Here is a 12,922-nt window from a genome sequence, read left to right as displayed (position 1 = left end):
ACTAGTTCCACTGCCACAAGGCAGAAGGAACGCAGATAAACATAACCTGCCCCAGCATGGGGCTAGGAGTACGAATCCTGGGCCCCTTCAAGCGGAACTGCCAACAACGTAATGGGGAGGGAGCGGTCTACAAACTATTCTGCGGAGCTTCGACAAAAGTAACAAGGGCGTGCCCACTCCAGTGAGCATTGACAGTAAGGATGAAATTATTGGGGTTCCTTTGTGAGAGTTCTCTTTAAAGATTCTTTGGTTATCTGTAGTCCTGGAGGCTGTGGTCAGTGAGTAGTCCAGGTTGTCTCGGTGGCAACCAAATCTTTGATTTGGGCGGCAGCACAACCGAACGTTAGTGAGGGCGTGAGCCACGATGGAATCTTATTTACTAGTTAGCGTTAGCGTTGACTGGTTGGTTTACCCCTGCTGGATATAGTTCTACAGTTTATAGTTATAAGCGACCAGGGGAAATAGATAAAATCCCAGTTCAAGCCCTGTGGATAACTGCTTGGATATTGGTAAATATGCGCAGCCGTATTGGTAAATATGCGCAGCCTGACCAGGGCATAAAGAAAGCGCCCACAAGGGGGCGCTCACTCGTTGATGAGTATTAATCCAGCTGCGGACGTGGCGGTTTTTTCTCAACTGAGGGAGATGTCTTAGTGACGGTGACTCCATCGAGGTCGGCTTTTATTCCACAATTACGCCATATCGCCTGAACATCGTGGATGGCTTTCTTGATTTCGTTGCGGAAGTTCACCCAGTCTTGCCCTGATACTAGCTCTTTGGTGGCGAAGCTTTGTGCCATCATGTCCCAGGTAAAAAGGTAGGAGTCTCGGTTGTTTTTGCTAAGCCAAAACTGCTTGACCGTTAGCCAGATATAAATGTCCATTGACCGTGGCTTGGTGAGCTGGCGTAGTACAGCAAGGTCGATAGGGATGGGGGCTTCGACAATGTGCTGGAAAAATTGTGGCGTGAGTTTGATGTAGGACTCGATGAAGCTTCCCTGATTAGGGTCGCGTGCATCAAACCATAAGTCCCATTCATCCATAATTTGAGTGTGTTTACCACGTGCGCGTACGCCATCGTCCTCTTTGACGGTCACGCGAGCATCAGCCAGGCGCAATAATTGCTCGCGGATATTGGCCAAGTTCCCTGTTGCGCCACCTGTGCCGCGTCCAGTTACTCCGATGGCTTGGAGGAAGTGGTTCATGGAGTGTCCGAGAGGGATGCGGACTGCTTGCTCAAGGTCTATTTTGCCTGCTTTGAGCTTTCCTGCGTTTTCCACGGCACGGGTGACGATGTAGGCCATGATTAGTCGGGGATATTTGCCGTAGGGCAATCCTCCATCGGCGTAGACAACGATTCGGCCTTGTGCTGTCTCTATGACTCGTTTTTCTTCGTCGGTCTTGCGGTATGGAAATAATGCTTGGACGAAGAGTTTGGATGTGTAGCCAATGTCTTGGGCGTTTATAAGTTCTTTTGCTTGATTAACTTCTCGGTCTTGGGCAGTCTTTTGGGCTGCTTGAAGCTGAGCAATTTTTTCTGGTGGCAGTGCCATGGAAGAATCCCTTTTCTGGTGACACTGCTTAACTTCTTGCAAACCGTGTATTTGGTGTATATGAACGAGGACAGAGGGCCACGCCCGTCGCCGGAGTTCGTGGAATGGCTTATGGATCTGCCAGTCAGATGGATTACCGACACGATGGGCGGACTGACTGCAAATCAGCAGAAGACCGCCTTCGGTAACGGGGTCCTGCCACTTCAAGCGCTCGTTGCACTGCGCAGTCTTGCATTACGTATGCAATCACGCTGAGTCGGGCGACCATCAACTGCCGCGCAACGGTCGGCGGAGTTCGGGAACGGTTCGACGGCCGAGCCTCAGATAATGCCTTCGAGGCGTTGCTCGATCTGCGGCTTCGGCATCGCCCCAATGATCTCGCGCACGATTTCACCCTTGTCGAAGACCTTCATCACAGGGATCGAACTGATGTTGTAGCGTGAGGCGATGTCGGGGTTCTCGTCGACATTGAGCTTGGCGATGAGGAGCTTTCCATCCTGCTCAGCTGCAATCTGGTCCAGGACCGGCGCGATCGCACGGCACGGGCCGCACCAGGCTGCCCAGAAGTCCACGAGAACGGGGACCTCGCTCTGGAGCACAACCTCTTCGAAGGCCTGGGTGTCGACGGTGGTGACTTCGCTCATGGGACTGCTTTCCTTCCTATTACACGTCGCGTGCGATAGACCGCGCGCACATCACAACACCCTACCCGGTGGGGGTATTCCCGTGGTGCTAGTTTTAGACCAGTCGCATCGTGGTCAGGCAGGTTTGCGCATCGTCGCCGACGGTCGAAAGTTCGGAGGTGACGGTCTGGCCGTCGTGGGTGATCGAGATCGATGTCTCGATGCCTCGGGGCAGCCAGATCCCGACGAAGCCGTTGTCGAGGGTTCTCAACTCCTCGTCGACGATCGTCTCGCCGGTCGTCGCATCCGTCACCGTTACGGCCACGTCTGCGTTGCGCAGCTCGCCCAGGCATCCGGTCGGGCTGTGGTAGTAGCAATCATGGGTCTGCGACCGATACGGGGCAACGGATACGTAGATCTCGTCACTGGGCAACCGCACCTCTGTCGCGTGCTCGTGCTGATCAGTGAGCGTGACCATCTCCGCAGTGATCGACGTGGTCAAGGTCTCCGTGCGATCGTCCAGCGGGATCGCATCGAGCGTTTCGACCAGCTCCCGCACGTCGAGGCCTTCGAGACCATTCTCGACAAGAATCTCGGCTCCGCTGGCCGAGGTGGCTGAGGGTGAGTCGTTGGCGGCCGCGCATCCGGTGAGCAGGAAAGCGCCGATCACGACGGTGGTTGCAGCGGTTTTCTTCCCGCCGTACTTCGGCAATGACCTGAGGTTTTTCATGGGATTCCTTCTCGTGCCTGCCCGTGGTGCCAATTGGCCATAGTACCCCATAGGGGTAGTGCCTACCTGTGTGATGCGGAAGCGCCCCGCCCGGTACGAGCCCGGGAGGGGGCGCTGCGTTCAGTCGTGCTTGCTGACTTCCGGTTCATGTTCGGCAATGTGCTCGGTCTCGATCTGGAAGGTTGCGTGATGGACGGAGACCTCGAAGTGTCCTGCGACGCAGTCTTTGATCTCTTGGAGCATCTGGGCGGCATGACCGTCGGTGAAGCATTCGTCGTCGACGACGACGTGGGCGGTCAGGGTCGGTAGGCCGGTCGCCACAGTGGAGGCGTGCAGATCATGAACATCCTGGACGTGGTCGAGTTCGAGGATGTGTGAGCGGACTTTGTCGAGGTCGAGGCCCTTAGGAGTGAACTCCATGAGGACGCCGGTGGTCTCGCGCATCAGCTTGAACGCGCGAGGCACGATCAGGGTGGCGATGAACAGTCCGGCGATGGCGTCGGCCTGCATGAACCCGGTCGTGGAGATCACGATCGCCGCGATGATCACTCCGAGTGAGCCGAGGGCGTCGTTGAGGACTTCGAGGAACGCGGCACGCATGTTGAAGTTCGAACCGCGGCTGGAGGCGAGGATGGTGATGGCGATGATGTTCGCGACCAGGCCGATGATGCCGAAGATCAGCAGTTCGCTTGCGGGCACCTCCGGCGGCTCGAACAGTCGCCGGATTCCTTCGATGGCGGCGTACGTGCCCACCACCAGCAGCAGTGCCGACTGTCCGAGGGCTGCGATCACCTCGATACGTCGGAACCCCCAGGTGCGCTTGGAGTTGGCGGGCTTGAGCATCAGCGTCCCGGCGATCAGTGCGACCAGTAGGCCGACGGCATCGGTGATGGCATGGGCGGTGTCGGTTAGCAGTGCGAGGCTGCCGGTGATGACCGAGCCGATGGCCTGGGCGACGACGATCGTCGCGGTGATCGAGAATGCGATCCAGAGTTTCTTGCGGAAATCTCCAGGGTGCCCGGTCTCGCTGGCTGCGGGGCCGTGATTGTGTCCTGCGCCCATGTCTACTTCTTCTCCGTATCTGTCGCGTGGTGGGTATGTGGGAGTCGCAGGTGCGTGCAGAGCAGGGCCTGCGTGCCGGTGGCATCGAGGAGGCATTCGGCAGCGGCGACGAGGGTACGCAGGAGTTCGGGCTGTGTCAGCGAGTACCAGGTGGAGCGCCCTTCCGGGCGCATCGTCGCCAGGCCGCACTCAACGAGAAAGCCGACATGTTTGCTTACCGTGGACTGGGCCAGGCCCATGTGCTCGACCAGATCGCGGACCCGGTGCTCGCCCGAGGCGAGGTGCTGCACGATCGCCAACCTCGTCGGTTCTGCAAATGCCTGGAACAGGTGGGCGTACGCTGCTGTCGCCACCTCGTCGAGGGTTGCCCCCTCTTGTTGATTCATAGTCATATAGCGATTATATCGCTCTATGACGATATTGTCGAGTGTGATCTGTCGCTCGATGCGAAATGAAGCTCAGAGGTTCCGGCGCGCCCGAGGGTGGACTGCCCGCTTCCTGCGACGCGTGCCTTATTGGATTCGGTGGAAAGTGGAGGTGCCTACGGGACTCGAACCCGTGTACAAGGTTTTGCAGACCGCTGCCTATCCTCTCGGCCAAGGCGCCAAGTCGCCGGCAAGATCAGTCGCCCGGCGTGAGGCCGGCAACCAGGTTGAAGGCGCCGGTGAGAATGTTCAGCGACACGACCCCGACGACATCAGAGATCTCACGGTCGCTGTACCCGAACCCCCGAAGCTCGTCGATCTGCTCGTCGGTGATCGACGCAGGCTCACGGTAGACCTGGAGGCCGAGCGCGATCATCGCCGCGACCGGGCCGGTCATCGCCGTACCCTGCTGGGCGAGTGCGATCTCGTTATCGCTGACCCCGAGTGATCGTGCCGCGCTGATGTGCGAGGCCAGGCACATTCCGCATCCTTGCTGCGACTGCACGGCGATCGAAACGAGCTCGCTGACCTTGCGGTCGAGCTTGGCGCGACGCATGGCTTTGCTCAGCTGGAGATAACCGCCGAGCACCGCCGGGGAATGCGCCATCGTCGAGACCATGTCTCCGACCTCGCCGTGCCGCTCGACGAGATCGCCGAGCAAGTCTCGTGAGCTCCCCACTGCGGTCTCAGGGGTCAATCGGGAAAAACGGGGCATAATGCCTCCTTAGTCAGTTTGGTCGCGAGTTCGAGGTTGAACCCGCAGGGATGCGTTCCTGCTGCTGATGCCCGGCATGTACACCGGTCAATAGGTAGAAGTCGCCGGACTCGCGTTGCTGCCGACTCACGATCCCGGCCGCATCCAGGTGCGGTGTGTCATACGTGGCGTGCGCGTGTTCAGCCTCTCTCATAGTCACCAATCCTACCCTTTACCCCTATGGGGTATCAAGTATTATCCGATTGGTTTGAAGGACTCGGAGACGCGTGGCCGGGTGCGGCGGATTGAGGTGAGGCCAGAGACGACGGGTCCGCGCAGGAGTACGTGTCCAGTCGGAAGGGTCAACCGCGTCCAGCGGCCGGCGGTGGAGATCGCGGCCTCTCCTTCGGAGCTGAGGAACCCGAAGACGTAGGCGGCGAACGCGACGCCTTGTGGCAGCGACGCGAGGGCTGTGTCCGGGGTGCCCCAGACCATGCCCCGGATCTTGCGGGCGACATCGTCGCCGGGTTTGTCGGGAAGTGCTTGGGCCACGGCCTCGATGCCGGCACGGACGCTACGCATCAGCGTCAGACTGGACACGTCCGCAATGTATCTCCACCCGTGTTGTGGGGGTTCGACGCTGGTCCAAGCGGGTGCCAGCGAGGTCTCCGGCAGTTCGAGGGACAGGGGGTCGACGGTCGCGGTCAGGGTTTCGACGGTGACGTCGCACTGCAGCTCGGGGTCGGAATGGAGCGTGCGAAGGACGAGGATCGTAGGGGTGCGGTCGAGCGGACCACGGGGCGTTGGTACACCGCACTCATGCGCAGCAGCCCGGCCGCGGCCTGCAAGCGCACGCCGTGGGCGCCGGCTCGCCTGGCCCGTTGAGCGAAAGTGGGCGCATCGCGGGCGGACGGCGTGTCGGTGAGGATCAGGCGTGGAGGGCGTCGTGAGGGCTTCCCGCCGTGTCCTGGAACGCGGCCTCGGGGTCCGGGATTAGGAGCGGACGAGTCGGTTGATGGCGTCGGTGGCTTCCTGTATCTTCTCGACGGCCGCCTCGTCGCTGAGCTTCGCTGCGTCGAGCACACAGTGCTTGAGATGATCGTCGAGTAGACCGGTCGCGACCCCCTGGAGGGCGCGGGTCAGGGCGGATACCTGGGTGAGGATGTCGATGCAGTATTTCTCTTCATCGATCATCTTCGCGATCCCTCGGGCTTGACCCTCAATGCGCTTCATACGGCCGAGGTAGCGCTCCTTGTCGTTGATGTATCCGTGCTGATGAGAATCGGTGTCGACAGACATGGGCATGTCCTTACTTCTGGCGTTCCAGGACGGAACGCGTGCTGGCTTCGGGTGTGAGGTCGATGCGCCGCAGGAGTTGGGCGTTGAGCGCGACGACCACGGTGGAGGCCGACATCAGGATCGCGCCGATCGACATTGGCAGGACGAATCCCACCGGTGCCAGGATGCCGGCCGCAAGCGGCACGGAGATGAGGTTGTATCCGGCGGCCCACCACAGGTTCTGCTTCATCTTACCGTATGCGCGTCGTGAGAGCTGGATGATGGAGAGCACCGACCGGGGGTCGGAGCTGGCCAGGATCACCCCGGCCGAGGCGATGGCGACATCGGTGCCGGCGCCGATCGCGATGCCGACGTCGGCCTGGGCCAGTGCCGGGGCGTCGTTGACGCCGTCGCCGACCATGGCGACCTTCTTGCCCTCGTGCTGCAGTTGGGCGACCTTGGCGGACTTGTCCTCGGGGCGGACGCCGGCGAAGACGCGGTCGATGCCGAGCTCCCGTCCGACCTCGTTCGCCACGGCCTCGGCGTCGCCGGTGATCATGACGACCTCGACGCTCAGGGCGTGGAGGGCGTCGACGGCGTTGCGGGATTCGGGGCGGATCTCGTCGGCGAGCTTGAGGCCGCCGACCACCTGGCCGTCGCGGAGGACGTGCAGGATGATCGCGCCCTCAGAACGCCATTCCTCGGCTGTGCCGACCTCGTGCTGGCCGGTCTCCTCAAGCAGCCGGGGGCCGCCGACGCGGACCTCCTGGCCGGCGACAGTCGCGGTGACTCCGACGGCGGGCGAGGATGAGAAGCCGCTGGCCTGCTGAAGGGCGAGGCCCTTGTCCTTGGCGGCGGCGACGATGGCCTTGGCGAGCGGGTGCTCGCTGTCGGCCTCGGCCGAGGCCGCGAGGGCGAGGACCTGGTCGGCGTCGAGGTCGCCGGTCGGTTCGACGCCGGTGACGGTGGGCTCGCCCTTGGTCAGTGTGCCGGTCTTGTCGAAGAGCACTGCGTCGACCTGCCGCATCGACTCCAGGGCGAGGCGGTCCTTGACCAGCACGCCGCCGCGGGCGGCGCGCTCGGTAGCGATGGAGACCACGAGCGGGATCGCCAGGCCGAGGGCGTGGGGGCAGGCGATGACGAGTACGGTGATGGTACGGACCACGGCCTCGTCGGGCATGCCGATGAGCGTCCAGACGACAGCGGTGACCAGCGCCGCGCCGAGAGCGAACCAGAACAGCCAGGCCGCGGCCTTGTCGGCGATCCGCTGGGCGCGGGAGGAGGAGTTCTGGGCCTCGGTGACGAGCCGGTTGATCCCGGCCAGGGCGGTGTCGTCGCCGGTGGCGGTGATTTTCACCCGCAGGCCGGAGTCGGTGGCGACGGTGCCGGCGGTAGCTGTCTCGCCCTCGCCCCGAGAGACCGGGCGGGACTCGCCGGTGATCATGGACTCGTCCATGTCGGCGCGGCCGTCGACGATGGTGCCGTCGGCCGGAACGCTGCCGCCGGGGCGCACGATCACGACGTCACCCACAACGAGGTCGGCTGGGGCCACCTTAACGACGTTCTCGCCCTCGACGCGCTCGGCCTCGTCGGGCAGCAGTGCAGCCAACGAGTCGAGCGCCGAGGTGGTCTGGGCCAGGGAGCGCATCTCGATCCAGTGGCCCAGCAGCATGATCACGATCAGCAGCGCCAGCTCCCACCAGAACTCCAGCTCGTGATGGACAAGCCCGAGGGTCGCGGCCCAGGAGGCGAAGAAGGCCACCGTGATCGCCAGAGCGATGAGCAGCATCATCCCGGGCTTGCGGGACTTCAACTCGCTGACGGCGCCGGTGAGGAAGGGCCTGCCGCCCCAGACGTACATGACGGTGCCCAGTACCGCGGCGACCCAGCCCGCCCAGCCGGGGACCTCGTAGCCCAGCAGCATGGAGAACATCGGCGAGAGGGTGACCGCGGGGATGGCGATGACGAGGTTGATCCAAAACAGCCGGCGGAACTGGCCAACGTGGTCCCCGTGGCCGCCATGGCCGCTGTGATCTCCGTGGCTGCCATGGCCGCTGTGATCTCCGTGGACACCGTTCTCATCGAGGCCCGTGTGGTCTGAGTGCTGCCCGTGGTTCATGGCGTGGCCCTGGTGTCCAGTGTGCTGGCCCTCGTGCGTGCCGTGCGCCTCCGCCGAGGCGTGCGCGGACACAGACCCGTGGTGATGCTCGCCGTGAGCGGGTGCATCGGTTCCGTGACCGTGGTGCTGGTGTGAGTTCGGGTCCGTCATCGTTCTTCTCCTTCGTCATCGAGCCATGCCGCTCACCCGGTCGCCGGGCAAGCGAACGTCGGCTCAGGGCGCTGGTTGGATCTCGCTCTCGACGACCCACTTGTGGTTCGTCATCTTCATGCCGTCCGTCTCGTAGTCGACCATGTAGACCGTCTCATCGGTGGACGAAGCGATGGTGGCCCTCGCGCCCTCCATGCCCTCCATGTGCTTGGCGAGCAGCGTCACCGCTGTGCCATCGGTCAGGCGCTCGTCGCCGGCATCCTCGATTTCTTCCTGCACGACCCACTTGTGGTCCGTGACGGGGTCGCCGCCACCTGCGTTAGTGTAGTTCACGGAGTACGTGTACGTGTCGAATGCGCCGGAGATCGTCGCTGTCGCACCGTCCATGCCTTCCATGTGGTCGGCCGTGAGCTGTACCTCTGTGCCGACCGGGTATGTGGGGTCACTGGCTTCGGCGATACCCTCGGGTGCCGGTCCGCCGTCCATCGGGTGCTCCATCGAGTGATCCATTTCCTCATCTCCGCTTTCTGCATTGTCGCCGCCGTGGCCCTGCTCCTCAGTAGCCGAAGGGTCGGTCTGCTGGTCTTCGTCTGCTCCGCTGCTGCAACCGGCGAGCACGAGTGTCACTCCGAGCACTCCTGCTGCCAGCCCTGCTCGCAGTCTCCTCTGCATGTCAGCTCCTTTCATCATGACACCTACCCTATACCCCCCAGGGGTACTAGTCAAGGATTGCGCGTTGTACCGGCGTGAATCGATCGAATTGTCCTTCTCAGAGGGACTGCTCATGTTGGATGGGCAATGCGGCGATGAGGGGATGGTCGAAGCCCGCCGGTCCGATCTTCGCGGCTCCACCGGGAGAACCAAATTCGTCGAAGAACTCGACGTTGGCCTTGTAGTAGTCAGAACATTCGTCGGGCAGGTCGTCTTCGTAGTAGATGGCCTCGACGGGACAAACCGGTTCGCAGGCTCCGCAGTCAACGCATTCGTCGGGATGGATGTAGAGCGAGCGTTCGCCCTCGTAGATGCAGTCGACAGGACATTCGTCGATGCAGGCGCGGTCCTTGACGTCCGCGCAGGGAAGCGCGATCGCATAGGTCATGGCTGCTCTTCTTGGTCGGGTGCGGTTCGGCGGCGAGAGTCGGTGGGGAGTTCGGAGAAGTCGTCAGTCTCTGCCGGATCTGCGGCCGGCTAAGGAATGCGCAGGCGTAGGACGGTGGCTGCAAGGCTGAGGGCGATGATGATCGCACCGAGGACTGTCATCGTTCCTGACAGGGTGAGTACCGGCACGAGCAACCCGGCGACGATGGTGGGCACGCCGAATGCCAGGTAGGCGACCGTGTAGATCACAGCCATCACGGCGGCGCGTTCCGACGATGCCGTGTGGGGCATGAGTGTGCGCAGCACCCCGAGGAACGCTGTGCCGAACCCGGAACCGACGATCGCGACCGACACGACGTAGGCCGGGTAGGAACCGAGTGCGAGGGCGACGATGCTCGCTGCGGTGCCGAATGCCAGGGCGCTGGTCGCATACAGGCTGATGGTGCGGGCGGAACGCCGCTGCAGGACGGACGAGGCGGTGATTCCGGAGATCGCCAGTGCGAAGATGACGATGCCCGCGTGGGTGTGCGTGGAGCCCCCGAGCTCACTGCCGACGAGGCCGGCTCCGAGCGCGAGGAAGAGTCCGTTGGTCGCCCACCCGGCGATAATCGCGGGCACACCGGCGGTGAACATGCGGCGCAGGTGCAGTGGCACCATAAACCGCGGGCGGAGGTCGCCACGTCGTATCCGGGTCTTGGGGACCAGTTCCGGTGTGCTCCACACCGTCGCTGCCACGGTGAGGAAGGCGAGCACGAGCGGGCCGAAGACCGCAGTTGTCGGTTCGGGGGTGAGATCGAGGAGCAGCGCAGCACCGAGTGCCCCGGTCCCGAGACCGATCATCGGCCCGATCGTGTTCCACAGGGCTGCGATGTTCGGATGCGACGGCGGCTCGAAGTCGATCATCATCGCCGACAGGGCCGGGATGAGCAGACCCGCTGCGAGTCCTTGCAGAGCGCGGGCGACCAGGAGTGTCGCGAGGCTGTCGGCGAACCAGAACATGGCCAGGCTGAGTGCCAGCGCCAGGGAACCGGCGGTTACGACCGGACGTCGGCCGATGTGATCGGAGAGCGGTCCGAGGTAGAGCAGCGCGGCCAGGAGGGTGAAGGTGTAGACCGCGAATACGAGTGTGGTGGCGACGGGGACGAGTCCGAGCTGTTCTGCGATCTGGGGGTAGAACAACGACGGCGCGCTGGCAGCCGCCATCATGAGAATGGTCGCTGCCATCGCGAGCGCGAAACCCCGCCGCGGGATCTGCCTCGTATAGTCGCCCGCCATCGTCTATGCCTGCAGGCCGTGGAGCTGCTGACCCCACTGGTAGACGGTGCCGACCGCGTCGATGCCGGTGACGCCGACGACGGTGCCGTCGGTCTCGTGGCGCACGATGAACTCCTCGCCGGCTTCCACCTGGGCGTCTGCACCAGCGGTGTACCCGACTCCGGAGATCATCTGACCGTAGACCAGCGCCATGTAGGGGCTGCGCGGCAGGTAGGTGCCCGGATCGTCGCTGATGTCGAGGTCGTGCAGTGCGGCCTGTGCGGCGTGCGTGCCCTGCGCGGCGGCGTCTTCCCAATGGTCGATGCGCCAGACGCCCAGTGCTTCGTCGTGATGCGTAGCTACACCTCCGGCGGCGTAGACGTGGTCTGCTGCGGCACGGAGGCGATCATCGACGTCGATGCCGTTCGTCCACGGCGACGGGGCTGCGGGCGTCGTGCCGAGCGCAACGAGGAGTAAGTCGGCCACGATGCGTTGATCGTCGTCGAGGGTGATGGCAACACCGGATTCTGTTTCGTCGACATGCTGGAGAGTGCGACCGAATCGAGTCTGCACCTTGGCGGCATGGTCAGCGGCGAGGCGCTCAGCCACCGGCGCCCCAAACGCTCCGATGCCGGGAACAGAACTGCGAGAGACCAGCATGACCATGTGTCCGTCGGCTTGCAGCGACGAAGCGGTCTCGGCTGCGATGATTCCGCCGCCATAGATCGTCACTCGCGCCGGCCGTGCCAGGCTGGTCAGCAGATCGCGGATACCCATGGCATCTTCCAAGGAGTGCAGAGCAGTGACCCGGCCTTGTCCGACGTCGTCGCCTTCGAGTACACCCGCGGGCAGAGAGCGGGGCACGCTCCCTGTCGCGACAATGAGCGCGTCGTAGGAGACCTGCGCGCCGGAGGTCAGTTGGACCCGCTTCGCCGTAGTATCGACATCGAGCACGGTGTCGGCGATGACCTCAATCTGAGGTAGCGGGAGCTTGATCATCTCCGGCGGGGTCGGGCCGAACGCGATTCCTTTGATGAGCATTCGCGTGTAAGGCGTCTCCCCGGTGCGGGTCACCATCGTCACCCGGACGTCGTCACGTGTGGCGAGAGTGCGGGCGGCTGCGGCTCCGGCTGCTCCTGAACCGAGGATGAGGACGTGTTGTGTGGTCATAGGGAAACTCCTGGGCTGCAGGTCGTGATCGATTTGGTGTGCGGGCGTCAGGAGCGAACGAGACGGGCGATGGCCTCGGATGCCTCGCCGAGCCTCTGCTCGCTGACTGGTCCACCGGCGAGGGCGGCGTCGAGGACGCAATGCTTGAGGTGATCGTCGAGCAGTCCGAGGGCGACGTTTTCGAGTGCCCTGGTGGCTGCGGAGATCTGGGTGAAGATGTCGATGCAGTAGCGGTCCTCATCGATCATCCGATCGATGCCACGGATTTGGCCTTCGAGGCGCCGCAGGCGATTGCGGTACGTCGCCTTGTCGCTGATGTATCCGTGGACGGACGGATCGCCGTCGCCTCCCGCCGGGCAGGTGTCGATGTGAGGTTCGGTCATTGAGGTCGGGGTGGTCATGTCGGTTCGCTCCGATCAGGTGCCGGGGTGCCGCAGCGGTGCCGCGGCACCCCGGCACGCTGGTGGATTACGCCATGTTGGCGGCGTATTTGGCGGGGTCCGAATCAAATGCGGGGCCGCAGCCGGCGCAGCAGAAGTAGTAGCGCTCGCCCTTGAAGTCGCGGTAGAGGCCGGCGGCCTCGGCGGTCTTCTTGCTGACCGGGGTGCCGACCATGACCGGGCAGGTGGTCATGTCATCGGCGCCCCCGCCGAGCAGGTTCTCGCGTCCACCGTTCTCGGCGGCGGGGTTAGTCTCGTTCGTGCTACAGCAGTTGCTCATTTTCTGGTGTTCCTTCTGTATCGGATTCGTATGGATGGGTGGGTTCT

The 12,922-nt window shown here is 63.0% G+C and carries 17 protein-coding genes and 1 tRNA gene; 1 reads left to right on the top strand and 17 read right to left on the bottom strand.

Going from position 1 to position 12,922, the window contains the following annotated elements:
• Positions 1-601 precede the first annotated feature (601 nt).
• The 11 genes from QKE52_RS05805 to QKE52_RS05755 form a co-directional block, all read right to left on the bottom strand.
• Positions 602-1,552, bottom strand: coding sequence for a replication protein RepA (locus tag QKE52_RS05805; protein WP_099299418.1), 951 nt, complete (start codon positions 1,550-1,552; stop codon positions 602-604).
• A 320-nt stretch (positions 1,553-1,872) separates the two neighbouring features.
• A complete protein-coding gene (trxA, locus tag QKE52_RS05800) occupies positions 1,873-2,196 on the bottom strand; it encodes a thioredoxin (RefSeq protein WP_099299417.1) in 324 nt (107 codons plus the stop codon).
• A gap of 94 nt (positions 2,197-2,290) precedes the next feature.
• Complete coding sequence (locus QKE52_RS05795) at positions 2,291-2,905, bottom strand: CueP family metal-binding protein (RefSeq protein WP_180965366.1); 615 nt, start codon at positions 2,903-2,905, stop codon at positions 2,291-2,293.
• Positions 2,906-3,025: 120 nt separating this feature from the next.
• Positions 3,026-3,967 carry a cation diffusion facilitator family transporter gene (locus QKE52_RS05790; RefSeq protein ID WP_070478530.1) on the bottom strand — a complete coding sequence of 314 codons (942 nt, stop codon included), beginning with the start codon at positions 3,965-3,967 and terminating at the stop codon, positions 3,026-3,028.
• Between the two features lie 2 nt (positions 3,968-3,969).
• Positions 3,970-4,353, bottom strand: a complete 384-nt coding sequence (locus tag QKE52_RS05785) for a metalloregulator ArsR/SmtB family transcription factor (protein ID WP_228008270.1) — start codon at positions 4,351-4,353, stop codon at positions 3,970-3,972.
• Between the two features lie 146 nt (positions 4,354-4,499).
• Positions 4,500-4,573 (bottom strand) — tRNA-Cys (locus QKE52_RS05780).
• A 15-nt stretch (positions 4,574-4,588) separates the two neighbouring features.
• Entirely contained in the window at positions 4,589-5,053 is a 465-nt protein-coding gene (locus tag QKE52_RS05775) for a carboxymuconolactone decarboxylase family protein (protein WP_228073733.1), read from the bottom strand.
• 67 nt (positions 5,054-5,120) lie between these two features.
• Positions 5,121-5,300, bottom strand: a complete 180-nt coding sequence (locus QKE52_RS05770) for a hypothetical protein (protein WP_099299416.1) — start codon at positions 5,298-5,300, stop codon at positions 5,121-5,123.
• A gap of 41 nt (positions 5,301-5,341) precedes the next feature.
• A complete protein-coding gene (locus QKE52_RS05765) occupies positions 5,342-5,668 on the bottom strand; it encodes a hypothetical protein (RefSeq protein ID WP_083290898.1) in 327 nt (108 codons plus the stop codon).
• A 411-nt stretch (positions 5,669-6,079) separates the two neighbouring features.
• On the bottom strand, positions 6,080-6,385 hold the full coding sequence (locus QKE52_RS05760; protein WP_070478524.1) for a metal-sensitive transcriptional regulator: 306 nt from the start codon (positions 6,383-6,385) through the stop codon (positions 6,080-6,082).
• A gap of 10 nt (positions 6,386-6,395) precedes the next feature.
• Positions 6,396-8,483 carry a heavy metal translocating P-type ATPase gene (locus QKE52_RS05755; protein WP_347948374.1) on the bottom strand — a complete coding sequence of 696 codons (2,088 nt, stop codon included), beginning with the start codon at positions 8,481-8,483 and terminating at the stop codon, positions 6,396-6,398.
• A 12-nt stretch (positions 8,484-8,495) separates the two neighbouring features.
• Between QKE52_RS05755 and QKE52_RS05750 the strand changes: the two genes are divergently transcribed.
• Positions 8,496-8,618 (top strand): hypothetical protein, encoded by a 123-nt coding sequence (locus QKE52_RS05750; RefSeq protein WP_347948373.1) that lies wholly within the window; start codon positions 8,496-8,498, stop codon positions 8,616-8,618.
• A 78-nt stretch (positions 8,619-8,696) separates the two neighbouring features.
• On the opposite strand, the gene QKE52_RS05745 is transcribed toward QKE52_RS05750, so the two are convergent.
• The 6 genes from QKE52_RS05745 to QKE52_RS05720 form a co-directional block, all read right to left on the bottom strand.
• Positions 8,697-9,305, bottom strand: coding sequence for a YdhK family protein (locus QKE52_RS05745; protein WP_070478521.1), 609 nt, complete (start codon positions 9,303-9,305; stop codon positions 8,697-8,699).
• A 97-nt stretch (positions 9,306-9,402) separates the two neighbouring features.
• Positions 9,403-9,732, bottom strand: coding sequence for a ferredoxin (fdxA, locus tag QKE52_RS05740; RefSeq protein ID WP_347948372.1), 330 nt, complete (start codon positions 9,730-9,732; stop codon positions 9,403-9,405).
• Positions 9,733-9,821: 89 nt separating this feature from the next.
• Positions 9,822-10,955 (bottom strand): MFS transporter, encoded by a 1,134-nt coding sequence (locus QKE52_RS05735; RefSeq protein WP_206395221.1) that lies wholly within the window; start codon positions 10,953-10,955, stop codon positions 9,822-9,824.
• A gap of 54 nt (positions 10,956-11,009) precedes the next feature.
• Positions 11,010-12,155, bottom strand: a complete 1,146-nt coding sequence (locus QKE52_RS05730) for an NAD(P)/FAD-dependent oxidoreductase (protein WP_070478515.1) — start codon at positions 12,153-12,155, stop codon at positions 11,010-11,012.
• Between the two features lie 47 nt (positions 12,156-12,202).
• Positions 12,203-12,538 (bottom strand): metal-sensitive transcriptional regulator, encoded by a 336-nt coding sequence (locus tag QKE52_RS05725; RefSeq protein ID WP_070478537.1) that lies wholly within the window; start codon positions 12,536-12,538, stop codon positions 12,203-12,205.
• A gap of 85 nt (positions 12,539-12,623) precedes the next feature.
• Positions 12,624-12,875: a YHS domain-containing protein gene (locus QKE52_RS05720; protein WP_070478513.1), complete on the bottom strand. Its 252-nt coding sequence runs from the start codon at positions 12,873-12,875 to the stop codon at positions 12,624-12,626.
• Positions 12,876-12,922: the final 47 nt, after the last annotated feature.

The sequence above is a fragment of the Corynebacterium sp. c25Ua_47 genome, assembly GCF_039907205.1.
GTDB lineage: Bacteria > Actinomycetota > Actinomycetes > Mycobacteriales > Mycobacteriaceae > Corynebacterium > Corynebacterium hiratae.
Note: the sequence above shows the minus strand (reverse complement) of the source record. Positions and strands in the feature narration are given on the sequence as shown.